Here is a 22,750-nt window from a genome sequence, read left to right on the forward strand (position 1 = left end):
GAACGCACAAGCCTTATACGGGCGGATTAGTCTTCTCGTGGTTGTCCCCGGGAAAACCGCCTAATTAGGCAGGTCGAGGGTGCATGCGCGGCGCACCTCCTGAACCGTGGCTGGCGCTCTCAAGTTGAACAGGCCGGAGAGGCCGCGTTCTATTCTTGATGCCCGGATTGCATCCTTGATGGCAAAGAAGACCGAATTTGCCAGCACCAGGGGAGGCTCGCCGACTTCCTTGGCAGAGAAGATTCCCTGATCGTCCGGAGGGATGTTGACAACCGACGGATCGTTTCGCGGAAACAACGACACATTGAACTCGAGTGGGATCGTGACCTGCGCAGGGATCTTATAACGCCAGGTATTGGTCGTATTGAGTTGCCCCTTCTGATTTCCAGCATTCGTGTCGGGCTGGTATACGAGGTCCTCTGTCATGAGAAAGCCGACACCCTGAACGAAGGCGCCTTCGACTTGCCCGACGTCGAGCGCGGGGTTCAGACTCCATCCAACGTCGTAGACGAGGTCGGAGCTACGTATCTTCGTCTCGCCTGTGAGGATGTCGACCTCGACAACCGAGCAGGCTGCCGAATAGGTGAACCCCACGAACTGGTTCTGCACGTCGGTGACCGTTGTGACGTTGGCTCGCGTTATGCCAGGGATATTCGGCTGGTCCTCGGCTTGCTTGAAGGTCAGGACCGGCATGTCGAAGTCGCCGTGCTCGATATTGGCGTTGAACGTTGCCGTCAGCGGCAGTCGCTGTACATAGGCGTAGTAAACAAGGTTTTGCCAGATTAGGGCAGCGACGTCGTTGATGGTGACTTCGGTGTTCCAGCCGGCCTCGCCGTAGTTCCAGAAGTCAACCCCATGTGCTTGGCACCAGTCATTTCCGTTGTCCTTGAGGAGCCGATAGCCGAATTCGGTCAGTTCCTGCCGCAGTTGCTCGCAGGTTCGTTTCACCGCCTCCGCGCTATAAGGCGTTCCCGTTGAGGCACCAGAGCTGCTAGTGTTGGGGGTCGTATCTGTTTGCGGACTTTCCACATGGATGAGCGACTGCGGGATGTTGAGCACATAGGCCGCCACCTGCCTGACCTGGGTCAGCAAGCCCTGACCCATGTCGACGCCGCCCTGATGAATGACGAGCGAGCCGTCCGATTGATTGACTACGACGATTGCAGACGACTGCTTCAATTGCTCGAAATTATATCCCGATCCGTATTTGACGGGAATGAGCGCGATGCCTCGCTTCCTCCATTTGTTCTGGGCGTTATATGCCTGAACCTCCATGAGCTTATTTTGGAATTGGCATTTTTCCTTCAGGTAGTTCCAGACTTCAAGCATGTAGCAGGCGGTCAAGGTCTGGCCGTAAGGAGTGACTTCGCCACGCTGGTAAAAGTTCTTCTCCCGCAAGTCCTCCGGGCGAAGACCAACCGCGGTTGCCGCGTCGTCTATGAGGTTTTCCAGAATATTGGTGGCCTGAATGTCTCCAAACGCTCTCATCGCCGTATTTGGCGGCGTATTGGTCCTGCAGGCATCGATCTGGCTCTCGAAGTTGTCGATCATATAGGCGTTATCGATCCGGGTCTGGATGCAGTTCGTGACCACGAACGAACAGTCGTAGTAGGCACCACCGTCTGCCCAAAGGGTCAGATGCGTGCCTTTAATTCTACCCTTATCGTCCGGGCGGACCGAACCATCATCGACGGCTATCTGCCCCACTCCATAAAGGGCGTGCCGTTTGCCGATCATCGCCATATCGCTGTCGCGGGCCATCGCCAATCGGACGGGCGCATCCATCACCGCGGCGGCGACGGCGGTCGGCCCCGTTGTGAAACGCGCCTGCTCGGTTTTCCCGCCAAAGGCGCCGCCAAGCAGTCGCGTCTGGATCTTGACCTTGTTGTATTGTCGTCCCAGTGCCAAGGCCACGGTCTGATGCATCTCCATCGGGCTCTGCGTCGACGAATTGACAATGATCCTTCCTTCGTCCGCCGGAATTGCCAGGCAGGCTTGCGTTTCCATGTAGAAATGGGCTTGTCCGCCGGTTTTCTGATTGTTGACCACGCGGATGCAATTGGCCCCGTCGACAGTCACGTTGTCCGTCGTTGCCGGCTCGGCGTCGAAATCGCTCGGTACAGCCGGTAGGGACGTCATCCAATCAAATCGACTGCGCGGGCGCGTGATCTTCCAGATGTGGCATAGATAGCCTGCCGTGGATGGAGTATCAGGAAAGATACTTCCCTTTGTAATAGCATCCTCGATCGCCAATATTGGTTCTTGCCAACTCACGTCCCAATTAATCGGCTGATAGCCGAGGCAATATTCGGAAACATAGTCAGCTATCAGATTCGCGTCCTCTTCGGTCTCGGCAAGCACCATTGCGATCGCCTGGCCGAAATAAAGAACGGAGCCTTCGGCAAACATGGGTTGATCGCCGCCCATGCCTTGGAAATTGGCCGGCCGGACCGGCACGTCCTCGCATGTCAGCAATCGGCGGAAGTGCGGGAACATGTCCGCCAGCTTGTCGCTGAGATCATCAGGCTGAACCGGGTTGCTTTCCCATTGGAATGAAAACTGGGCTAGCGCGCTGCGACTCTGGACGAAAGCGGCATGAAGGGTGCCTTGGGGATAGGCGAGCTCGTGGGTATAGTGCGTGCGCCCTGAACACTGTTCCAGGGCCGTCGCCTTGACATATGGCTGTCCGACCGGAGCTTTGAAATCCTGTGCGGTATAATCCTGAAGACCGTTGCTGACGGCCCATGTCCCCCAGGTCATTTCGCTGGCGGAATTGGCGTTGACTGGCATTGCAAAGCCCAATCTGACAAGGACCGCAACACCCGCCTTGTAAAACATCGCAACGGCAAGGTTCGCCTTGTACTCGTCGGTAAATCCTTCCCATGGAGCCTCCTTCCTGCGAGCCGCAGAATCCGCCAGAGCTTGTGTTACGTCTGCCTTGAGTTGCGCGCAGGCGGACAACAGATTTTCATAGGAGAAAACCTTGCCACTCCAGAACCAGCCCTCAATGGTCGAGGCCCTCCAATAGGAGGCATTTATCCCTCCGAATATGACCTTCCCAGGACTCTTTGCGTTGCCCGATGGAATATCAATATCAAATGAAATGAAGGAGTTAACGATGGAGTGTGAATTTACCTCCCGCAATGCCACCTTCTGGGCAAAGGAAAAGTAGCGCTCATAGGGGTCCGAGATGGACGTGCGGGCGGGAGTGATCTGAAAACTGACGATCACAATTTTGCCCGGAAAGGTTGGATCAGCGTCAATCCTGGTAAGAAGCGCATCGACCTGATCGGTCGATTGCTGTCCTGGCACTCCATTGACGAGATCCAGTTCATAATAGGTTACGGTCAGGTTTGTCCCGATCAGCGCGAGCGTCAGATCGGACGGGAACGGCTCACCGCTGCCGCCGGCAACGTGATGGAGCCACAGCATAAAGTTGCCGCCGATCGACGCGGCATTTCGAACAATGCGTCCCGCCGTCCTTTCGGCCATATACAGAATGGCGGCAAAATCGGGAGAGTCATCATCGAGGCTGGCGATAAATTCGATGAGTTCACTGTAGGTGGTGCAGGCGGGGAGAGTGTAATTAAGCTGATCGTGAAATGCCGGGCCAGGTTTGCCTTGCAGTTCCTGTACGTCTCGCAGGTCGATAAAGGCATCGACCGTCTCGAATTCGGTCTTGTAGATCCCATAGGACGTGCCGCCATGTATGAAACGGAACGTCTTGCCGCCATTCGTCAGGTGGGCCGCGTCCGCTGCCAGTTCATCCATAGTCGATGGCGTGAACCACTGCACAGACCCCGGAACGTCCAGGGGCTCCACTGGAAATGCTGAGGCTGGCGCGTCGATTCTGACCGGCGTTCCTTTTGGAATATCGATTTCCGGATCCTCAAGACACTTCATCCGGTTGTCCTCGTCGTGCGAGGACCAGTCGCTGGCTAGGGTCTTCATGCCAGTGAGGATTGGACGGTATCCCGTGCATCGACAGAGATTGCCATCGAAAATACCTTCGACATCTTGCTTGGTGGCCTGGGGATTGCTTGTGATAAACTCCGACATGTTCATCACAAAGCCAACACTGCAATAGCCGCATTGGCTGCCATTGTTGCTTGAAAGTGCATGGGCAACAGGATTGATTTGAGAGATATCCGGCCCCGCGGCAAGTGTGAGATCGCTCTTGTTGCTTGCCTTCACCTGCTTGATCGCTTCAACCAGGCTTGTGGGCAGGGAATCCTGGAAATCAGGACCTCCGCGTGAGGCCGTCGGATGATGTGCGGGATAAGCGGCCAACGAGGCCGGCATGCTGCCTGTCCCTTCGATCGTTGTAATCGCCATTCCATTCAGCGAGCAGAGTCGGCGCAGGCAGGAATTGATGGCTCGGTGTCTGATAGACGCTCCATCCGGCCAGTCCGAGAGAATAACCGTGCAGCCACCGCACCCGCCTTGCCCGCAGGGCTTCTTTGTGCCTGTCAGCCGCACCTCCGGCGACCGCAAATAGTCAACGAGCAAAGTGGACGGAGAGGGGTTCTCGATAGTCACAGACTTACCGTTGAGATAGAACTGTAAGGTCGACGTGGCTGTCATTTGTGGCTCCCTGGCTGACTACGATTAAAAATTCGCCTCTACAGCGGAGGCCCCGCTGGTCATGAGGCGGCTGCCTATCTGAGATTGATTAATCTGCTTCGGCCGGTCCGGCTGTTCCAACCGGGAATCCGCCCGTGAATTTGCTTTTGTGCGCAGAAAGGCGCAGCCCGTGCGTCAGTTCAGCGGTATGGCGTTTTGATGCTTGCCCTGTTGGTAGAGCACTGACAATGAAGCGTATCTGTCGGCTATCACGGACGCGCGCTCTTCGAAATGTGAACGCATCGGTTCGTCTGAAACGGCGATCATGTCGCGAATGAACCGGCTATCCCAAAAGGCGTTTTGGCGCCGGTATTGTCCAGGGGCCAGTCCAAAAACTTCCTTCAGGATCTTCAAGTCGTGAGGGATGCTGAAGGCGTCGCGGGAATCTTCATGTGTGAAGAATGAATAGAAGTTGTCGAACCCCGCCCAGGTGATCGCCGAAAGGCACATGGGACAAGGTTCGTGCGTGGACAGAAAGATCAGGTCTTTCGGAGAGGGTCTTTCTGCCGCGGGCAGTTCGGAAAACTGCTTGAGAGCATGGATCTCGCCATGCCACAATGGACTTTCCATCTCATTGTTCGTTTCTGCCAGGACGACGGAATAGTCGTCTTTTCGCAACAAGGCGGCGCCGAAGATCTTGTTGCCGCGCGACACGCCCTGCTGTGTCAGAGGCAGTATATGGTCCTCAAGTGCGGCCAGAAGTGCATTCAAAAGCAGGTTTTCATCTCTCGGAACAGCCATGCTTGTCATCCCTCACGATGCCAGAAGGCAGGGAATATGCGTTCCAAGCAGCATGCCAAGCACGCGATTGGCGTCTACGCTGACAGCAACTTTCTGATCGGGCGCCATATCCCATTCGCCAGGTGGATAAAGGGTTCCCCAGTCGCGTTGAATCGTCTGCCCGACCGCAACTCCTTCCGTTGCGACGCGGATCGGCCCTGATCGCACCTTGAACAAGGATGGATCGATCACGTAGACGGCGGCGGTAGCATCGTGAACGTAGTAGCCGTCTATTCCGAACTGCGCATGGAATGCGCGGTATCCCTTGGATATTTCGACAATAAAGCGGCCTGCCTCGCCACCATGCGCTGCCAGGCGATTGAGCTCTGCCGGTCCCATCACAACCTGTCGGGTGACATCGAGGCCAATCGCGGTAACAGGCCATGCCGCACCGAACACTTCATCGGCCGCAAGAGGATCGCCGATGATGTTTGCTTCGGCCACCGGCGTTACGTTGCCATTGTGCCCGCGGAGCGAAAAAGCCCCGCCCATGATGACGACGTCCTTGACGAGGGTGGCGATGTCGGGCGCCTCTCTCAGGGCAAGCGCAAGATTTGTCAATCGGCCGACGGCCAGGAGCGTGACTTCACCTAGATTTTCCCGCACCGTGTCGATGATGAATCTGTGCGCTGGTCGCGGGTCCAGCCCTGGGAGGTGGGACTCATCCAGTACAATGTCTCCAATGCCGTTCTGGCCATGGATATGAGCCGGCGGCAGGCTTGTCTCGCCGGCAAGCGAGATGCCGGCGCCGCGCGCGACCGGTGCCGGAATGGCGAAACGCTTTTTGAGATAAAGAGCGTTGCGTGTGACCGTATCGATGTCGGCATTGCCGAAGACGGTGGTAACGCCAAGGAGCGTGACACGGGGATAAGCGTTAAGGAACAGAAGCGCTGTCGCATCATCGACGCCAGGGTCCGTATCGAAAATGACCTTGAGCGATCTGTTCCGTGTAAGGGTTTCCGGGTTCCGCATCGTCGTCATGCTTTCGCCAGGAGCGTCGGGAAGAAGTGCTTCTTGCCTGCTTCGGCTTTCTTCGCATCCCAGCCAGCGAGAATAACCACCGCGCGGCTGGCAACTGCACAACACCTTTTTATCGAATCGGCGGAATCCTCGCGTTTGCGCGTGATGCGGTTGGCACCGACAGAGCATATCATCCCGCCGCGAAACCCGAACAATTGTGCCAGCGTGAATATGGTCGCTGCTTCCATTTCGAAATTTGCGACCTTGGCCTGCTGGAGGTCATCGATGACATGGTCCATTTTTGACTGGCGGAAACCGCCAGGCATCGGATTGACCTCGCCGGCGTAGAAGCTGTCGACGCTGGCCGCAAGGCCAAGATGATAGCGTTCGCCCATGTCTTCGGCTGCCTGGACCAATGCCATCAACACTTCATGGTCGGCGACCGCCGGATAGGACCTGTCGACATAGGCGTCGACCGTGCCCGATAGGCGTAGCGCGCCAGTGGAAATTACCAGGTCGCCGGGCTCGATCTCAGGCTGAAGGGCCGCACAGGAGCCGACGCGAATGAAGGTATCGGCGCCGCAATTCGATAGTTCCACTACGGCGATGTCCGTCGAAGGGCCGCCAACGCCATGGGAGCAGGCCGTGATGTCTACGCCATCGAGCGTCCCGCGCGCCGTCCGGTATTCACGGAAATAGGCGACCTCTGCATACGAATCCCAGGAGCTTCCGACGACCGGCACACGGCCGGGATCGCCAGGGGTGAGGACGTAGCGGGAAACATCGCCCGGCCTGATCTTCAGGTGCATCTGTAGGCCGCCGGGATGAATGGGAGTGTGCTGGATCGTCATGATTTCCTCCTCATGTGCACGATCATTTCGCGGGGATGAATTCGGTCGAATAGGTCTTCGCAACATCGACCGCGGTCTTCAGATCGCCGAATTCCCGAAGTGTCTTTTCGGTCTCTCCGATCACTGCGCCGTCGAAGGCGCAAGTGCCCTTGGCGCGCGAGAAATCGGTGTAGACAAAGCTTTCCTGCAGCGCCATCTGTCTGGTCTGCTGGACCGAATCGAGCTGGCTGTTGAGGCCGACGACGGTCCTTACGGTCTCGTCCTTGTGGGCGTAGGCATAGTCATAGCCCCTCTGTGTCGCGGCTACGAAACGCTTGACCAAATCCGGGTTACCATCGACTGTCTTGCGGGCCGCAAAGATCACCTCGGCGTAGGTGCTGACACCAAAATCGGACGGCAGCAGCGTCGATGTCTTGTGCCCCTGCAGGTCGAGGGCGACGGCCTCATTGATGACGAAGCCGGTCTTGGCGTCGACAGAACCGTTGACCAGGAGCTGGTCGCTCGGCGACACGACCAGTTTGATCTTTTCGAGTGGCACTCCCGCCTTGGCGAGCATCGCCTTGGTCAGTGCCCATGGACCGCCTTCATTGTAAGCGAGTGTCTTGCCGATTAGATCGGCGGGTTTCTTGATACCGCTTTTCTCCAGCGAGACCACTCCGGCTGGATGGCGCTGAAAGCATGCCGCGACCATGACGAGGTTCATGCCATTAGCATCGCCCAGCAGAATCTGCCCGACATCGCTCGTTCCGAATGTGTTCGCGCCGGAAGCCACCAGAGCCGTCGAATTCAGGTTGGGGCCGCCAGGCATGATATCCACGTCCAGGTCGGCATCCGCGTAGAAGCCTTTTTCGCGGGCCATCACGTAACCGGCGGACTGCACATTGAGGAGCCACGGCAAGCGAAGCGAGACCTTGTCGGCCGCAAGAGCTGGCGCCGAAACAACGACGGGAGCCAGCATCAGGGCAGCAAAAAGGGCATGTGCACATGATCTCATTGCAAAGTCTCCGAACAGGTTGTGAATGGTTCAGGCGTCCATGCTGGCTTCGGGCCAGAACAGACTGATTTTTTCGACGACGACCACCAGGTAAAACATGAGGATGGTTGCGACGGATGACGCAACGATCGCCGAAAACAGCATGGCGGCATCCTGCTGGTAACCGGCCGTGACGATGACCGTGCCGATCCCGAAATTGGCGCCGGTGAATTCCGCCACGATGGCACCGATAACGGCGGTACTCGAGCTTACCTTGGCGGCCGCGAAAATATAGGGAAGGGCGGCGTAGAACCGCGCATGACGAAAGACTTGCGCCTTTGTCGCGCCGATGACCGAAAGAAATTCCAGGCTTTGCCGATCGACGGTGCGCAATCCCTTTACCGCGTTGACCAGTGTCGGGAAAAAGCAGGCAATTGCGGCGATCGCCACTTTGGGCTGTAAACCGAAACCGAGCCAGATGGTGAGAAGTGGAGCGATGGCAAGGATGGGGATTGCTTTCAACGTGATCGCCCACGGAAAAAGCGCCTGTTCGGCGGCTCTGGAATAAAGGAAGAGCACAGCCAGCGAAACCGCGAATGCCGTGCCGATGATGAAGCCGAGAACCGCGGCAACCATAGTCCAGACGAGATTTTGCAAAAGCATGTCACGTGCTTGCCAGATTTTCACGCCGATGGCGCTCGGAGATGGAAGGAGATAGGTCGGAACGGAGAAGACCCTGACCGCGACCTCCCAGAAGATCCCGATTGCAACGAACAGTCCGATGGCGGGCGCGAGGTCGATGATGCTGGAAACAACGCGTGCGGCGGCGATTTGCGTGGTGCGTGCGACGGAATCATTGCTCATGGATCAATGCCTCCAGATCCCGCATTTGAGACACATACTCTGGACTGGCGCGCAACGCGGGATCGCTGACGCGTGGATTGAGAACGGAAACAATCGATTTTACCCGGCCGGGGCGGGGAGCCATGACGACGATCTGATCGGAAAGGTACAGCGCCTCGCTGAGTGAATGCGTGACGAATACGACCGTCAAACCCCGTGCGTTCCAGATGCGGATCAATTCGTCATGCATCTCCTTGCGCGTCAGGTCATCAAGCGCGCCGAACGGCTCGTCCATCAGCAGAATGTCTGGCTCGTAGGACAAAGCGCGTGCAATCGACACGCGTTGTCGCATGCCGCCGGAGAGTTGAGCTGGATAATGATCGGCAAATGCATCCAGATGGACGAGATTAAGGAGATCAAGAACCTTGTCCCGGCGCTCAGCCGGAGATCCGGCGCCAAGAATGGCCAGAGGAAGTTCTACATTCTGGAAAACCGTCTTCCAGGCGAAGAGGCTGGCATCCTGAAACACGAAGCCGAATTTCTTGCGGTGCTGGTACTCGACCGAGGAAAGGCCGTGAACGCGGACATCACCCTTCGTTGGCGGAAGGAGATTGCTGATGATCCGAAGCAAGGTCGACTTGCCGCAGCCACTGCGACCGATTATCGATATGAAGCGATTTTCAGGGATGTCCAAATTGATGTCGACCAGTGCCTCGACGGTTGCCCGCTTTCCGGGAAAGGACATGAACACATTTCTGATCTCGATCGCGGCACGCAATGGGGATATGTCTGATACCGTCTGTTCAATCGAGGAAAAAACCTCCCTCACGGGTTTGATCAGCATTTCAATCCCCTGTGTTGCGATTGTCCTGAAATGATCCACTGCCCATTTTGTGGCATCGCTGAAGATGCCTTATCGGCTTCTCTTCGGTAATATCGATGATATGGCTGTCGGATGGCCTTGCACTAGCAGATTTATTGATGCTCTCTGCTCGAATAATTCGCTCACTTGGAGGCTGGCATGGCGCTTCTCAAGACGTCGCTTATTCATTTCGATGCCGCGATCCGGCATGGCTCCATTCGAAAGGCGGCCGAAAGTCTGAACGTCGCGTCCTCAGCGATGAACCGCCAGCTTCTTCAACTCGAGCAGGAGATCGGTGTTGAACTGTTCGAGCGGCTGCCGCGTGGTATTCGTCCGACGGCAGCTGGGGGTGTTCTTCTGAGCTACATCCGTCGCTGGAGCAGGGAGGTGGCACTGGTGAAGCAGGAAATTGGCAGCCTCAGCGGCGGTGTGCGAGGCACGATCCGCATCGCCGCTGCGGAGACCTTCACCGAGGACCTGTTGCCGAACGCAATGATGAAGCTGCAGGCCGCCTTCCCGCACGTGAATTACACGCTGATCTCAGGCGACAACCAGCGCATTACCAACGAACTTCTGGCAAAGGAGGCGGATCTCGTGCTCGCCTACGATGTCAGCGACCATGTCCGCGCCGAAAGAGCCTATTCGATCATCGATCCGATCGGGATTATCACCGCCCCAGATCATCCGTTATCCCGAAAGGAATTAGCGACACGGGCCGATATTGCCGAGTGGGCGCTCATTGCGCCTGGCGATGACTGGCTCCGGCATAGCGGTTTGAAGCATATTTTCGAAGGAGAGCAGGCTCCTGGCCGTATCGTCGCTCGAGCTGAGCGGCCCGGTATTCTAAAGGCGCTCGTTCGCGCCGGCCTGGGTATCGCTTTCCTCTCGTTGCTCGGCGTGGAAAAGGAGGTCTCCGAAGGCAAGCTTGCATGGATACCGCTGGGCCCTAGCATCATGGAGCCGGCGCAGATCTCACTCCTGATACCACGCGGCCGTGTGCAACCCGTCTACATGATGGAATTCATAGAAATCGTGAAGGGCGAGCTGAGCGAGTATTTGCGCGCCAATCGTCAGGGTTCATGGATCTGACAATTGTGAAATCTTTGCGTGCCGGCGCTGGACTATCGAGGGGCCTATTCAAGCTGTGACCATGACTGAGCGTAAATTCAGTAAATTGTGGTTATCGCCCGGATAGAACAACGGGGTCACCGGTTCTGATCCCATCAAGAGCGGCATAGGCCGATCGGTATTTGTTGAGATAGGATAGCAGAGATCCGTCCGGTCGGAGCGAAAATCCCACTTCGCTCAAGACACGCAAAAATCAGAAGTGTTAAGCGACATCGGGAAGATCAGGAGCATCGCGGCGGTGGCCACATACCCACATATGTGTTAATGGGGGTTTTCTAAGTTCAGGAGCACGTCAGATGAGCCGATTGACGATCGACATAACGGACCAGCAACATCAAAGCCTGAAGGCGCTCGCTGCTTTGCAGGGCAAGACAATCAAGCAGTACGCGCTCGAGCGCCTCTTTCCCGGTGACACAGATGGAGAGCGAGCCTGGGAGGAGTTGAAGACGTTGATGAAAACGCGCATCAATGACGGGCTCGCCGGAAAATTGTCGATCAAAACCGTAGGTGAGATCCTCGACGAGGAGATTGCCGAGGACCGTGCTTGAGGGCCTACATTCTTACCGCAGAGGCGGAATCGGATCTACGTTCGGTAGTCCGCTACACACGTGCGCAATGGGGTGCTGCCCAAGTACGCCGCTACGTCTCAGCTTTGGAGCGAGGTATCGTAAATCTGGCTGAGGGCAAAGGTCCTTTCAAGGATGTGAGCGAGCTTCATCCGGCGTTACGAATGGCGCGGTGCGAACATCACTACGTCTTTTGTCTGCTTCGCGAGGATGCGCCCGCCCTGATCGTGGCGATTTTTCATGAACGAATGGATCTCATGCAGCGTTTGGCAGGCCGTCTAAACGAATGATCTTTCGACGAAGGCGAGATTGCCTGAGCGCCAGGTCCATAGGTCATTGTTATCGCGTGGTTAGAAGCGGGATCGCCAGTTCTGATCCGTTCAAGGCGAAAGGGTATTTCGGCTGTGTTGACATTGTCGATGGGCAGCGGCTGCCTTCGGGTCTAACAGGCGTCAACCCAGTGCCTCACTAGCCACAGCTGCAAACGCTCCTTGCAGGCTTCTTGGCGCAAAGTCCAGGAGGGGCGCTCGCAATTTGGAAGCGCTTGCCTCGGTCATCGCGCCTTCTTCGTCAAGGCGGCATGCGTCCCCGCAAGGATCAACACGGCGGCGAAGACCAGGAAAACGTATTGGAGCAATTCTGTTACCAATGTCATTGTTCAGTCCTGCTCAAACCGAAGAGGGCTCGGCGTCTTGGTTGGTGTTTTTCGTGCGGCGCGGCATAGACGCGGTCGACGGACAATCAGTTTCGAGACCCGCGTGGCGGGCCGCCACGTGACACCGCGACTTTTGCTGGTTTGAGGGGACGGGTTCCTATGGCGTAGCCAGGTTCAGCCACCATCGTGACAGTGCCATGAGGGACACTTGGATCTTCTGTCTCGAACATTGCTTCGTGAAAATTCGGATCAAACGCCTCGCCAGTCGGATCGAGCTTGGTGACACCGTGCTTTTCCAGCGTGCGCAACAGCTCCTTCTCGGTGAGTTCGACACCTTCTATGAACCTTTTTACAGGCCCTTCTTGAGGCCGAATGGCTTCTGGAATGCTGCTGACTGCCCGCTCGAGGTAGTCGGCCACTTTTGTCATGTCGCGGGCGAATTGGGTAACAGCATATTGCCGTGCATCGTTTACATCGCGTTCAGCTCGTCGGCGCACATTTTCCGTCTCGGCCAAAGCACGAAGCAGGCGATCTTGAAGGCTTTTATTATCTGCCTCCAGGCTCTTCAGTTTTTCAGATAGGGCCGTTTCAGAGAGAAGCTCGTCGGTACAAACCGACTCGTGGCTATTATTTCCTTCTACAGGTTCGTTTGGCGAATGTGGGTCCTTCGCGGACTTTGTCGATCTTTCGTGAGGTTGCCGTTTCTCGTCGCTCATCTCGATCTCCTGTCAGGGTTTATCACTGGAGGCTGGGAACGAAACCGCGCCTCGAATCTAATGATGGGAGAACTCATGGAATTGTTCCGAGCCAGCAGGCAAAGCCGATGAGCGTCATGCCCTGGAACATCAGGTCGATCGTCAAAAGCAAGCCAAGGAGCCAGATGCTGTTGACCGGCCACCCGATCAGGAAAATCAATCCTGCAAGAGCCGTCACCGCACCGGATGCGATGATCCAGCCCCAGCCCTTCGTCGACCGGGCGCGAACGCCAATGAGCAGTCGGAGCACACCGGCAGACAGGGTCAACACCGCAAGCAATAGTGTGAGGATCACCGACGCGAGCGCTGGATTGGCGAGGGCGGTTACACCGGCTATCGCATAGAATAAGCCGCTGACGAGCCAGAGCAAGAAACCACCCCAGGTCCTGACGCTGAAGGCGTGCAGAACCTGCAATGTTCCAGCCATGGTCATAAGGATGCCGACATAAAAGACGGCGGCGATCGTCGCATAGAATAGGTTGCCTGCAGCAATAGCACCGAGGGCGATAAAAGCGACACCGAGGAGGAGAAACCATCCCCACTTCCCGTGTGCATTGGCGAATGTCTCCCGCCGAGCGGGAATCACGCTGATCGACGTCATCTGCGGCCTCCTTTGCCCGAGCGGGCGGCAAGGATTTCAAATCCGGCTTTGAGGTTGGTGAGCGGCGCCGTTCCAAGCTCATATTGGATGGACGCAATGAATGTGCCAGTTGGAATGACGCGTAAAAACAGTACCTTGCTTTAGAAGCGAAGAGGGAAATAGACATATTGTCCAAACCTGCCGGGACAACATGTCAGATAAGCAAGTGGGAAAAAGCTCTCGGTGGCGAAGGAGATGGCTGACCCGGGCATCTCACCTTCATGGCGGTGCCGTTGAAAACAGATAATTGCCGAACCGTTTCCTACGAGCTCTTTCGAATTGCTCGAGCGTCTGCGGTTTGACGAACAAAGCAACGACCTCGGGATGTGCTGAGCGGATCTTTTCCTCGATCAAAGCCACGCATTCCTCAATCTGCTCGGTGAATAAGGTAGGGTCGAATTCAATACTCAGTGCCACCATCGCCTGATCGGGAGCGAGTTGTGCCGTTAGTGCGCTGTTTGCGTGCACCACGCCATGCTGTTCCTGTGCAATGTTGCAAATGGCCTCGACAAGGGCAGGGGTTGCCCGTTCTCCTATGAGCAAGCTTTTGCTCTCGGCCGCCAAAAGAATCGCCGTTATCGCGAGAACAATGCCGATCAGAATCGATGCTACTCCATCCAGCACCGGCATTTGAAGCTTTTCGGCCGCGGCAATCCCGATCATGGCAATGGCAATGCCGATCAGGGCAGCGCTGTCTTCGAACAGCACCATGAATGAGGGCGGATCCTTGCTTTGGCGGAATGCTTTCCAGAAACCCAAGCTGCCACGCGCCTTTGCAAAGGCCCGCCAGCCGACAACCCAGGACGCGCTCTCGAACATGAAGGAAAGAGTGAGAACGATATAGCTGATCTGCGTGTCTTCGACAGGATGAGGAGCCAGCACATGCCGTATGCCTTGGTAGATCGATACGCCCGCGCCTAATGCAAACAGCAGCAATGCGACAATGAAACTCCAGAAATAGAGTTCACGGCCGAAGCCGAGGGGATGGACGAGGTCTGGCCTTCGAACGGCACGACGGTACCCGTAGAGAATGAGGCCTTCGTTGCCGCAGTCGACGACTGAATGGACAGCCTCACTGAACATTGCCGCGCTGCCGGTGATGGTAGCTGCAGCGAGCTTCGTTATTGCGACGGCGATGTTACCGGCCAACGCTGCATAGACGGCCGTTCGAGCGGAATGCCGTCCCTGTATGCGCGGATCGGAAATCGCTGTGGACACCGCCGTCTCCTATGAAAAAGTTGACGCCGGCAAAATCACATCGACCGATCGAATGGCATTAATCCATGTCACGGAATGCATGTCCGGCCGTGGCCACCCCTTCGATAACACTCGGCGGCAGGAGATCTGCTGCGTCGGTGCCGTCAAAAATCCATTCCTTTGGGTCGGCGAAGTCTGGGAGACTTGCTCCGGTACGCACGTAGAGACCGATGGCAGGCTTTTTTTCGTTGATGTAAAGATCATATTCTTGCACGATCAATCTCCTCTGCAGCCCAATTCAAAACCTATGCAAATCTGCTGCCGGGCCGAAGCTTGCCATTGGCAAAGGGCAGCGTAATAGTTGCAACGACATTGAAGCAACGGTCGTGCCAGTTCTAAAAGATCAGCATAATCAATCGTCTATTGCTATGATGCATTTGACTTCCGACATTATGTCGGTGGGGTTTTGGACAAAATGTCCACTCCGGGGAGCACGTTTGCAAGATCCATTCCTGCTCGTCTGGAGTATCGGGTCGGAAGCGGATCTCTTTTCCAATTCAATGTATGCATGGTATATTTGCCGCGACTGCAAGACGCTGCTGCAGGGCTAGTCGATGCAACGGCATATCTGTCAGCTTTGACAGAGCCTTCTATGAAAAATCCGGCGTGGCGCCGGACATTTTGTCCGATCGTCGCGGGACATCCTGTCTGAGAAATTCGACAAATCGCCTCTAAGCGATTGATATTCATGAATATCAAAAACTGGCACGGCTGTTGCTCTTCCCTTCGGCAATACCAGCTCGTCGCCCAATATCGTCACGGCGGCGGGGTCCAATCCGGATGACCGCCGTTGCTCCTTGAAGGATCACGGCATGTGCGAGCTGGCAAAGGGGTGATCCCGGACGGACGGCTGTGCGGGGCGCGAACATCAATCCGCGAAGGAAACAGAGGAGTAATACGGTGAGTAAAGTTATCGGAATCGATCTGGGTACGACTAACTCCTGCGTTGCCGTGATGGACGGCAAGAACACGCGAATTATCGAGAACTCCGAAGGTGCGCGAACAACGCCCTCCATCGTTGCGTTTACCAGCGACGGTGAACGCCTGGTTGGGCAGCCGGCACGCAGACAAGCCGTCACCAACCCCACAAACACAATCTTCGCGGTGAAGCGTCTCATCGGCCGTCGTTACGATGACCCGACGGTCGAAAAGGATAAGGGCCTCGTCCCTTATAAGATCGTCAAGGCGGGCAATGGTGACGCCTGGGTCGAAGCGGAAGGCAAGACCTATTCACCGTCCCAGATTTCCGCCTTCATCCTGCAGAAAATGAAGGAAACTGCCGAAGCAAATCTCGGCGAGAAGGTGACACAGGCGGTCATCACGGTTCCTGCCTATTTCAATGATGCGCAACGGCAGGCCACTAAGGATGCGGGCAAGATCGCGGGGCTTGAGGTCCTGCGTATCATCAACGAGCCGACAGCCGCAGCGCTGGCATATGGGCTTGAAAAGAAGAAGCAAGCTAAGATCGCCGTCTATGACCTTGGCGGTGGCACCTTCGACATTTCGATCCTCGATATCGGTGATGGCGTCTTCGAGGTGAAGTCGACCAATGGCGACACGTTCCTTGGTGGCGAGGACTTCGACATGCGTCTTGTCGAATACCTCTGCTCGGAGTTCAAGAAGGAGCAGGGCATCGACCTGAAGACCGACAAGCTTGCCCTGCAGCGTCTGAAAGAAGCTGCCGAAAAGGCGAAGATTGAACTTTCGACAACGACACAGACCGAAATCAACCTTCCTTTCATCACCGCCGACGCCACCGGACCGAAGCATCTGCAGGTCAAGATTACGCGCGCCAAGTTTGAATCCCTGGTTGAAGATCTGGTGCAGCGGACAATCGAACCATGCCTCAGCGCCTTGAAGGACGCTGGCCTGACGGCGAAGGAAGTGAGCGAGGTCGTACTGGTCGGCGGCATGACCAGAATGCCGAAAATCCAGGAGGTCGTCGAAAAGATCTTCGGCAAGGAGCCTCATAAGGGCGTGAATCCCGATGAGGTGGTCGCCGTCGGCGCCGCGATCCAGGCGGGTGTATTGCAGGGCGACGTCAAGGATGTCCTGCTTCTCGACGTGACGCCTCTTTCGCTCGGACTGGAGACCCTGGGCGGCGTCTTTACGCGCCTTATTGAACGAAACACGACCGTCCCTGCGCGCAAAAGCCAGACTTTCTCGACGGCTGAGGACAACCAGAACGCAGTCACGATCCGCGTCTTCCAGGGCGAGCGCGAACTGGCGGCAGACAACAAGCTGCTCGGCCAGTTCGATCTGATGGGAATCCCGCCGGCGCCGCGCGGCACTCCGCAGATCGAGGTCACGTTCGACATCGACGCCAACGGTATCGTCAACGTCTCAGCCAAGGATAAGGGGACCGGCAAGGAACAGCGCATCCAGATCCAGGCTTCGGGTGGTCTTTCCGAGGCCGATATCGAAAGAATGGTCAAGGATGCCGAGACCCATGCCACCGAGGACAAGAAGCGCAGGGAGACCATCGAAGCCAAAAACGCTGGTGACGCTCTGATTCACGAAACGGAGAAAACCTTGGCCGAGCACGGCGCAAAGCTGGGGGATGCCGATCGGCGGGCAATTGAAGACGCCGTGTCGAACCTCCGCGAAGCGTTGAAAGGCAATGATGGCGACGCGATCACAGCAAAGGTCAATGCGCTTCAGCAGGCGAGCATGAAACTGGCTGAAGCCGTCTATTCGCAACCTCAGCAGCCTGAAACCGCTTCACCGGCGTCGGGGAATGATGATGTCGTCGATGCTGAATTCACCGAGCTCGACGACGACCAGAAAAAAGCGAATTGAGATTGAAGGGGCGGAGCTTTGGCAATCCGTCCCCCCGATCGCCCTTGCATGATCACGGCAAAAGTCCAGCCATAGGGTGCTGCGTCCGGCTGGACTTGCCGTACTTTTTCCGCGGGGATCAATGGCCGGCCCCTTCTTTATTCGTTGTCCCGCGTCGCGGAAAGGGCTCGGACGTCCGAGACGCCTCCTGCTCGATAATTGCTCAACTCAACTATATCCGGAGTAAGACGTGAAAAATCCTTATGAGGTTCTTGGGGTCAGTCCCACCGCCTCCGCATCGGATATTCAGTCCGCATATCGCAAGCTTGCAAAAAAGCTGCATCCCGACCTGAACCCCGGCGATAAATCTGCGGAAGACAAGTTCAAAGAGGTTGCCGCCGCCTATGATCTTGTCGGTGATGCAGACAAGCGGAAGCGCTTCGATACCGGTGAGATCGATGAGACCGGTGCGGAACGGCCGCAACATCATTATTACAGGGATTTCGCGCATTCTGATGACGGTCACCCCTATATGGATACATCCGGGTTTGCGGACTTTATGGATTCCGACGATGCCTTCGCGGAACTGCTAAGGCGTGGTCAACGCAGCCGGGCAAATCGCCGCGGTGAAGATTTGCATTACACGCTGCCCATATCCTTCGTTGAATCGATCACCGGTGCCAGCAAGCGTTTGACGCTTCCGGGCGGAGGCACCCTTAATGTCACCATTCCGGCTGGCCTCGTCGACGGCAAGATCCTTCGTCTCAAGGGCAAAGGCGCTCCCGGTGTGGGGAAGGGCGGGCCTGGCGACGCTCTCATTCAGGTCGAGGTTCTGGCCGATCCCCGCTTCGAGCGCGACGGCGACAACATATCGATAGAATTGCCGATTTCTCTCAACGAGGCCGTGCTTGGTGGAAAGATACGAGTGCCGACACCCACCGGTGACGTGTCCATGTCGATACCAAAAGGATCGAACACGGGTACAACGCTGCGCCTTCGCGGCAAGGGTGCTCCACAGCGGGGAGGAGGACACGGCGACGAGTTCGTCAAGCTCAAGATTGTCCTACCCAAGCACACTGATCCAGAGCTTGAGACCTTCGTGTCGAACTGGACGACCGGAAGAGACTTCAACCCACGCGAGGACAGATCATGATCGTCACAAAGAAGGAGTTCCTCACTCAGTCGGGTCTCAAGGTGAAAACACTGGAACTATGGATCGAGCAGGAATGGGTCATTCCGCAGGACACACCTTCCGGGCCGGGTTTCTCGGATGCCGATATCGCCCGGGTGCATCTCATTCGCGACCTAACGGAAAAGGTCGGTGCGAACGATGCCGGGGTCGACGTCATCCTGCATCTGCTCGATCAGCTGCACGGCATGCGGCGTGCTTTTGAACAGTTGCAATCTAATCTGAAGGATACACTACCCTGAGGCGTGGATCGAAACAGTTGACAGCCCCTCCAGAGCGAGATGCTTTAGTGGCATGGCAATGCGCAATCGTCGATACAATAGCATCCAGGAGTGACGGTGATGTCTGAGCAAGAGTCCAACGATATATCGGAACGCGTCAAGAATCCCGAGTTCGGACCGTGGCTCGCTCAAGCTTCGATTCTCGTCGTCGATGACGAGCCAGGCATGAGAAATTTCCTTCTCAAGACCCTTGGTCCTCGCTGCAAGATTATTGATGAGGCTGCGAATGCGGCCGAGGCGTCCCGCAAGCTCGATCAGCAGCATTTCGATGTTGTGATCCTCGACAACATCATGCCGAATATGAACGGTCTCGACTGGCTGGCGGAACAGCGCGCCGCCGGTTTCTTCGCGGATGTCATCCTCATGACGGCCTATGCCGATCTCGACACGGCGATAAATGCGGTTCGCGTCGGCGTGGTCGATTTCGTTCTGAAGCCTTTCAGATCGAACCAGCTGCTAAATTCGATTGCTCGTTGTCTCGATCGCAGCCGGTTGCAGCGCGAAAATGACATTTTACGGCATCAACTGAATTCTTCGGCCCATCAGATCTATCTTCGAAACAATATTATTGGGCAATCGCCTGCCATCGAGAAAGTACGGGCGATGATTGCCCGTGTTGCTCCGATCTCGACATCTGTCCTGCTGACTGGACCGTCTGGGACCGGCAAGGAAGTGGCCGCACGCTCCATACACTCTCTTTCAGATCGAGCCGACAAGCTGTTCGTACCGATCAATTGCGGGGCAATCCCGGCTGACATGATAGAGAGCGAACTGTTCGGCCACCTGAAGGGGGCGTTTACCGGCGCCAACCGCACGCGCGAGGGCCTGTTCCTGCATGCGCAAGGCGGCACGATCTTCCTCGACGAAATCGCCGAGATGCCGTATTTGCTTCAGAGCAAGCTGCTGCGGGTGCTGGAAGATCGGCGTGTTCGGCCGATCGGTTCGGAGCGGGAGTTGCCGTTCGACGCCAGGTTTATCTTTGCGACGAATGCCGATCTCGAGAGCCGGGTTGCAGCAGGGACCTTCCGAGCGGACCTTTATTTCCGCATTAACGTCGTCCAGATTCAACTGCCGCCGTTGAAGGACCGGGGCAGCGACGTTTTGGAACTGGCAGGGCTGTTCATGCGCGAAGTCGCACAGCAGGTCGGTATGCCGGCAGTGGAGATCGATGAACATGTTCGATCCTATCTTTTGAGATATGATTGGCCCGGCAACATAAGAGAGCTACGAAATTTCATCGAGAGGGCGGTCATCCTCGGGAGCTTTCCCGAGGAGGCGGAAAGGTCTCATTTGGTCCCCGCACGAGCCGGTGGGCAGAGCTTGGCGGAAATCGAAAAGCGTCATATTCTGGCTGTGCTGAGAGAGGTTGGCGGCGATCGTGAGGAGGCCGCTCGACGGCTCGGGATTTCTCGCAAGACGATCGACCGGAAATGTGTAAGCTGGAATGGGTGAGGGAACGAGCGAGATTTCAAACCGCAAGGCATCGGTTCGTTATCGCCTTCTGGCAATCGCACTCGTGCCGATGCTTGTCATCCTGCCCATATTGCTAGGCATTACGATCTATCGCTGGAACGAGCGATTTGACGCGCTCGCGATATCGAAGGTCAATGATGACCTGACGATTGCCCGTTTTTACATCGATAGAATGCTGGCGGTGACTGAAGAGCGTCTTGCTGCGGTCAGCCAATCCGCACGCTTTCGGGATCTCACCCTTGGCGGACATGTCTCTACCGGTGATCTCGATGCCTTCCTGAAAGAGACAGCCAGCGATCGCGGACTGGATTTCCTTTATCTTATCGATGGTGCAGGCAATGTCGTCGCCAGCAGCCGTCCGCTTGCCAGCGCGCTACCTCGTTGGGACTGGCCTGTCGTCAAGGCGGCTCTTGACGGAAAGTCCTCTGCCGGTTTCGATGTCTTCGACCAGAATGAACTCTCCGCGCTGACACCAGAGCTTGTCGAGCGAGCGCGGATCGCGCTTGTGCAACCGGGTTCCGATTCCGCTATTCAACAGGAAAGCCGAGGTCTTGTTCTTCATTCCGCCACTGAGGCGACCTGGGCGAATGGGAAGCGTGGCGCATTGGTTGCCGGGGTACTTCTGAACAAGAACACCTCGTTTATCGATACCATCAACAGATTGATTTACAACGAAGCCAGCCTGCCCGTGGACAGCCGCGGGACCGCAACCGTGTTCCTGTCGGATGTCCGGATCAGCACGAATGTGGATCTTTTCGAGGGAAGACGCGCAATCGGAACCCGCGTTTCGCCGGAGGTGGGCGAAGCGGTGCTCAAATATGGGAAGACCTGGAGAGAGCAGGCCTTCGTCGTCAATGACTGGTATATCTCGGCCTATCAACCGTTGCTGGATACCTACAATCGTCGCGTGGGAATGCTTTATGTCGGTTTCCTACAGAAGCCATTTACCGATGCGAAAAGAGAAACGCTGATCGCTATCGTCATCGCTTTCGGCGTGGCGGTCGCCGCGACCGTACCCCTGTTTCTTGTCTGGGCGACCAACATCTTCCGACCACTGGAGCGCATGACCCGGACGATCAGTGCCGTCGAAACGGGCGACCTTACGGCGCGAACCGGCCTTCCGAAAATGGGAGACGAAATCGGCCAGGTCGCATCGGAATTGGACCGATTGCTCGACCAGGTTCAGGAGCGCGATGCGGAATTGCGGCTATGGAATACGGAACTCAATCAGCGTGTCGAGGAGCGGGCCCGCGCGCTGCAGATGGCGAACGAGCAGCTCGAGACGACAACCAAGCAGTTGATCATGTCGGAAAAACTTGCAGCGATCGGTGAAATTACCGCCGGCGTCGCCCATGAGATCAACAATCCCATTGCCGTGATCCAGGGCAATCTCGAAGTCATTCAGAGCATTGTCGGAGATGAGGCTGACAATGCCAGAGGCGAGTTCAAGCTGATCGACCAGCAACTCATCCGCATCAGCGAGATGGTCACCAATCTCCTCAAGTTTTCGAAGCCCCAGGAATATGCGGGGGTTCTGGAGCGGTATAATCCTGCCGATGTCATCACCGACACCTTGCCGCTCGTGCGGCACCTTCTGAAGAAAACCACCATCGCGATAGAGCGGGAGGACATTGCGTCCCGGCTCATTGCAATGCCCCGCACCGAACTTCAGCAGGTGTTGATCAATCTGATCGTCAATGCGTTCCATGCCATGCCTCAAGGCGGTAAGCTGGCTCTTCGCACATTCGATTCAGAGGTGGATCGAACACCGGGGATAACGATCGAAGTCTCGGACACCGGCAGCGGCATGGAACCGGATGTCGTCAAGAGAATTTTCGACGCATTTTTTACGACCAAGCGCCGCGAAGGCACAGGTTTGGGCCTTTCCATCTGCCAGATGCTTGTGACGCGCCAGGGCGGCACGATTGCGGTCTCCAGCAAACCCGGCGAAGGAACGACCTTCACGGTCTGGCTTCCGGAAGCAGCCTGGGGCAATCCTGCCGGAGACAAATAGTCCTTTATCCGATGACAGTTTGTCCACAACCGGTGCCGTTCCCCACTGCGAACCATTGGAAATGCTTGAAAACAACAACTGGCACGATTGTTGCGGCGTCGTTTCGCGGCCCGCCAATCAGG

19 protein-coding genes are annotated in these 22,750 nt (G+C 56.4%); 8 read left to right on the forward strand and 11 right to left on the reverse strand.

All coding sequences use genetic code 11. The annotated features are described in order from the left end of the window. Positions 1-60: 60 nt before the first annotated feature. The 7 genes from ACIQWP_RS29785 to ACIQWP_RS29815 all read right to left on the reverse strand — a co-directional run bounded on the left by ACIQWP_RS29785 (position 61) and on the right by ACIQWP_RS29815 (position 9,913). Positions 61-4,584: a molybdopterin cofactor-binding domain-containing protein gene (locus ACIQWP_RS29785; RefSeq protein ID WP_402795564.1), complete on the reverse strand. Its 4,524-nt coding sequence runs from the start codon at positions 4,582-4,584 to the stop codon at positions 61-63. A gap of 174 nt (positions 4,585-4,758) precedes the next feature. Next, complete coding sequence (locus ACIQWP_RS29790) at positions 4,759-5,364, reverse strand: deaminase (protein ID WP_402795567.1); 606 nt, start codon at positions 5,362-5,364, stop codon at positions 4,759-4,761. Positions 5,365-5,376: 12 nt separating this feature from the next. Continuing rightward, positions 5,377-6,384 carry a nucleoside hydrolase gene (locus ACIQWP_RS29795; protein ID WP_402795570.1) on the reverse strand — a complete coding sequence of 336 codons (1,008 nt, stop codon included), beginning with the start codon at positions 6,382-6,384 and terminating at the stop codon, positions 5,377-5,379. Then, positions 6,381-7,214 carry a nucleoside phosphorylase gene (locus ACIQWP_RS29800; protein WP_402795572.1) on the reverse strand — a complete coding sequence of 278 codons (834 nt, stop codon included), beginning with the start codon at positions 7,212-7,214 and terminating at the stop codon, positions 6,381-6,383. Before ACIQWP_RS29800 ends, ACIQWP_RS29795 begins: the two co-directional genes overlap by 4 nt. A gap of 22 nt (positions 7,215-7,236) precedes the next feature. Continuing rightward, the gene (locus tag ACIQWP_RS29805) at positions 7,237-8,208 is read right to left on the reverse strand and encodes an ABC transporter substrate-binding protein (protein ID WP_402795574.1); all 972 of its coding nucleotides are present in this window, start codon (positions 8,206-8,208) and stop codon (positions 7,237-7,239) included. A 30-nt stretch (positions 8,209-8,238) separates the two neighbouring features. Next, entirely contained in the window at positions 8,239-9,051 is an 813-nt protein-coding gene (locus ACIQWP_RS29810; RefSeq protein ID WP_402795577.1) for an ABC transporter permease, read from the reverse strand. Next, positions 9,041-9,913 carry an ABC transporter ATP-binding protein gene (locus tag ACIQWP_RS29815; RefSeq protein WP_402795580.1) on the reverse strand — a complete coding sequence of 291 codons (873 nt, stop codon included), beginning with the start codon at positions 9,911-9,913 and terminating at the stop codon, positions 9,041-9,043. Before ACIQWP_RS29815 ends, ACIQWP_RS29810 begins: the two co-directional genes overlap by 11 nt. 138 nt (positions 9,914-10,051) lie before the next feature. Here ACIQWP_RS29815 and ACIQWP_RS29820 point away from each other — a divergent pair, with 138 nt between their 5' ends. The 3 genes from ACIQWP_RS29820 (at position 10,052) to ACIQWP_RS29830 (ending at position 11,876) form a co-directional block, all read left to right on the forward strand. After that, positions 10,052-10,981 carry a LysR family transcriptional regulator gene (locus tag ACIQWP_RS29820; protein ID WP_402795581.1) on the forward strand — a complete coding sequence of 310 codons (930 nt, stop codon included), beginning with the start codon at positions 10,052-10,054 and terminating at the stop codon, positions 10,979-10,981. Positions 10,982-11,316: 335 nt separating this feature from the next. Beyond that, positions 11,317-11,568 (forward strand): antitoxin, encoded by a 252-nt coding sequence (locus ACIQWP_RS29825; RefSeq protein ID WP_402795584.1) that lies wholly within the window; start codon positions 11,317-11,319, stop codon positions 11,566-11,568. After that, the gene (locus tag ACIQWP_RS29830) at positions 11,565-11,876 is read left to right on the forward strand and encodes a type II toxin-antitoxin system RelE/ParE family toxin (protein ID WP_402795587.1); all 312 of its coding nucleotides are present in this window, start codon (positions 11,565-11,567) and stop codon (positions 11,874-11,876) included. The genes ACIQWP_RS29825 and ACIQWP_RS29830 overlap by 4 nt, the downstream gene beginning before the upstream one ends. Before the next feature lie 451 nt (positions 11,877-12,327). On the opposite strand, the gene grpE is transcribed toward ACIQWP_RS29830, so the two are convergent. From grpE to ACIQWP_RS29850, 4 genes are all read right to left on the reverse strand, one after another. Next, entirely contained in the window at positions 12,328-12,957 is a 630-nt protein-coding gene (grpE, locus tag ACIQWP_RS29835) for a nucleotide exchange factor GrpE (RefSeq protein WP_402795589.1), read from the reverse strand. Positions 12,958-13,030: 73 nt separating this feature from the next. Then, complete coding sequence (locus ACIQWP_RS29840; protein WP_402795592.1) at positions 13,031-13,597, reverse strand: HdeD family acid-resistance protein; 567 nt, start codon at positions 13,595-13,597, stop codon at positions 13,031-13,033. A 258-nt stretch (positions 13,598-13,855) separates the two neighbouring features. Then, on the reverse strand, positions 13,856-14,827 hold the full coding sequence (locus ACIQWP_RS29845; RefSeq protein WP_402795629.1) for a cation diffusion facilitator family transporter: 972 nt from the start codon (positions 14,825-14,827) through the stop codon (positions 13,856-13,858). A gap of 85 nt (positions 14,828-14,912) precedes the next feature. Continuing rightward, on the reverse strand, positions 14,913-15,107 hold the full coding sequence (locus ACIQWP_RS29850) for a hypothetical protein (RefSeq protein ID WP_092714340.1): 195 nt from the start codon (positions 15,105-15,107) through the stop codon (positions 14,913-14,915). Between the two features lie 686 nt (positions 15,108-15,793). Between ACIQWP_RS29850 and dnaK the strand changes: the two genes are divergently transcribed. The 5 genes from dnaK to ACIQWP_RS29875 all read left to right on the forward strand — a co-directional run bounded on the left by dnaK (position 15,794) and on the right by ACIQWP_RS29875 (position 22,628). Then, complete coding sequence (dnaK, locus tag ACIQWP_RS29855; protein WP_402795597.1) at positions 15,794-17,692, forward strand: molecular chaperone DnaK; 1,899 nt, start codon at positions 15,794-15,796, stop codon at positions 17,690-17,692. Between the two features lie 229 nt (positions 17,693-17,921). Then, complete coding sequence (locus ACIQWP_RS29860) at positions 17,922-18,824, forward strand: DnaJ C-terminal domain-containing protein (RefSeq protein WP_402795600.1); 903 nt, start codon at positions 17,922-17,924, stop codon at positions 18,822-18,824. Further along, a complete protein-coding gene (locus tag ACIQWP_RS29865; protein ID WP_402795602.1) occupies positions 18,821-19,102 on the forward strand; it encodes a chaperone modulator CbpM in 282 nt (93 codons plus the stop codon). Before ACIQWP_RS29860 ends, ACIQWP_RS29865 begins: the two co-directional genes overlap by 4 nt. A gap of 177 nt (positions 19,103-19,279) precedes the next feature. Next, positions 19,280-20,593 carry a sigma-54-dependent transcriptional regulator gene (locus tag ACIQWP_RS29870; protein ID WP_402795632.1) on the forward strand — a complete coding sequence of 438 codons (1,314 nt, stop codon included), beginning with the start codon at positions 19,280-19,282 and terminating at the stop codon, positions 20,591-20,593. Next, positions 20,586-22,628: a cache domain-containing protein gene (locus ACIQWP_RS29875; protein ID WP_402795605.1), complete on the forward strand. Its 2,043-nt coding sequence runs from the start codon at positions 20,586-20,588 to the stop codon at positions 22,626-22,628. The genes ACIQWP_RS29870 and ACIQWP_RS29875 overlap by 8 nt, the downstream gene beginning before the upstream one ends. Positions 22,629-22,750 lie beyond the last annotated feature (122 nt).

This window comes from Rhizobium sp. NPDC090279 (genome assembly GCF_044769665.1).
GTDB lineage: Bacteria > Pseudomonadota > Alphaproteobacteria > Rhizobiales > Rhizobiaceae > Rhizobium.

What these genes read in the sequence shown, in the direction of transcription:
- ACIQWP_RS29800 (WP_402795572.1), bottom strand. Translation starts at nt 7,214, where the DNA reads ATGACGATCCAGCACACTCCCATTCATCCCGGCGGCCTACAGATGCAC.
- ACIQWP_RS29825 (WP_402795584.1), top strand. Translation starts at nt 11,317, where the DNA reads ATGAGCCGATTGACGATCGACATAACGGACCAGCAACATCAAAGCCTG.
- ACIQWP_RS29785 (WP_402795564.1), bottom strand. Translation starts at nt 4,584, where the DNA reads ATGACAGCCACGTCGACCTTACAGTTCTATCTCAACGGTAAGTCTGTG.
- ACIQWP_RS29810 (WP_402795577.1), bottom strand. Translation starts at nt 9,051, where the DNA reads ATGAGCAATGATTCCGTCGCACGCACCACGCAAATCGCCGCCGCACGC.
- ACIQWP_RS29840 (WP_402795592.1), bottom strand. Translation starts at nt 13,597, where the DNA reads ATGACGTCGATCAGCGTGATTCCCGCTCGGCGGGAGACATTCGCCAAT.
- ACIQWP_RS29795 (WP_402795570.1), bottom strand. Translation starts at nt 6,384, where the DNA reads ATGACGACGATGCGGAACCCGGAAACCCTTACACGGAACAGATCGCTC.
- ACIQWP_RS29820 (WP_402795581.1), top strand. Translation starts at nt 10,052, where the DNA reads ATGGCGCTTCTCAAGACGTCGCTTATTCATTTCGATGCCGCGATCCGG.
- ACIQWP_RS29875 (WP_402795605.1), top strand. Translation starts at nt 20,586, where the DNA reads ATGGGTGAGGGAACGAGCGAGATTTCAAACCGCAAGGCATCGGTTCGT.
- ACIQWP_RS29805 (WP_402795574.1), bottom strand. Translation starts at nt 8,208, where the DNA reads ATGAGATCATGTGCACATGCCCTTTTTGCTGCCCTGATGCTGGCTCCC.
- grpE (WP_402795589.1), bottom strand. Translation starts at nt 12,957, where the DNA reads ATGAGCGACGAGAAACGGCAACCTCACGAAAGATCGACAAAGTCCGCG.
- ACIQWP_RS29865 (WP_402795602.1), top strand. Translation starts at nt 18,821, where the DNA reads ATGATCGTCACAAAGAAGGAGTTCCTCACTCAGTCGGGTCTCAAGGTG.
- ACIQWP_RS29790 (WP_402795567.1), bottom strand. Translation starts at nt 5,364, where the DNA reads ATGGCTGTTCCGAGAGATGAAAACCTGCTTTTGAATGCACTTCTGGCC.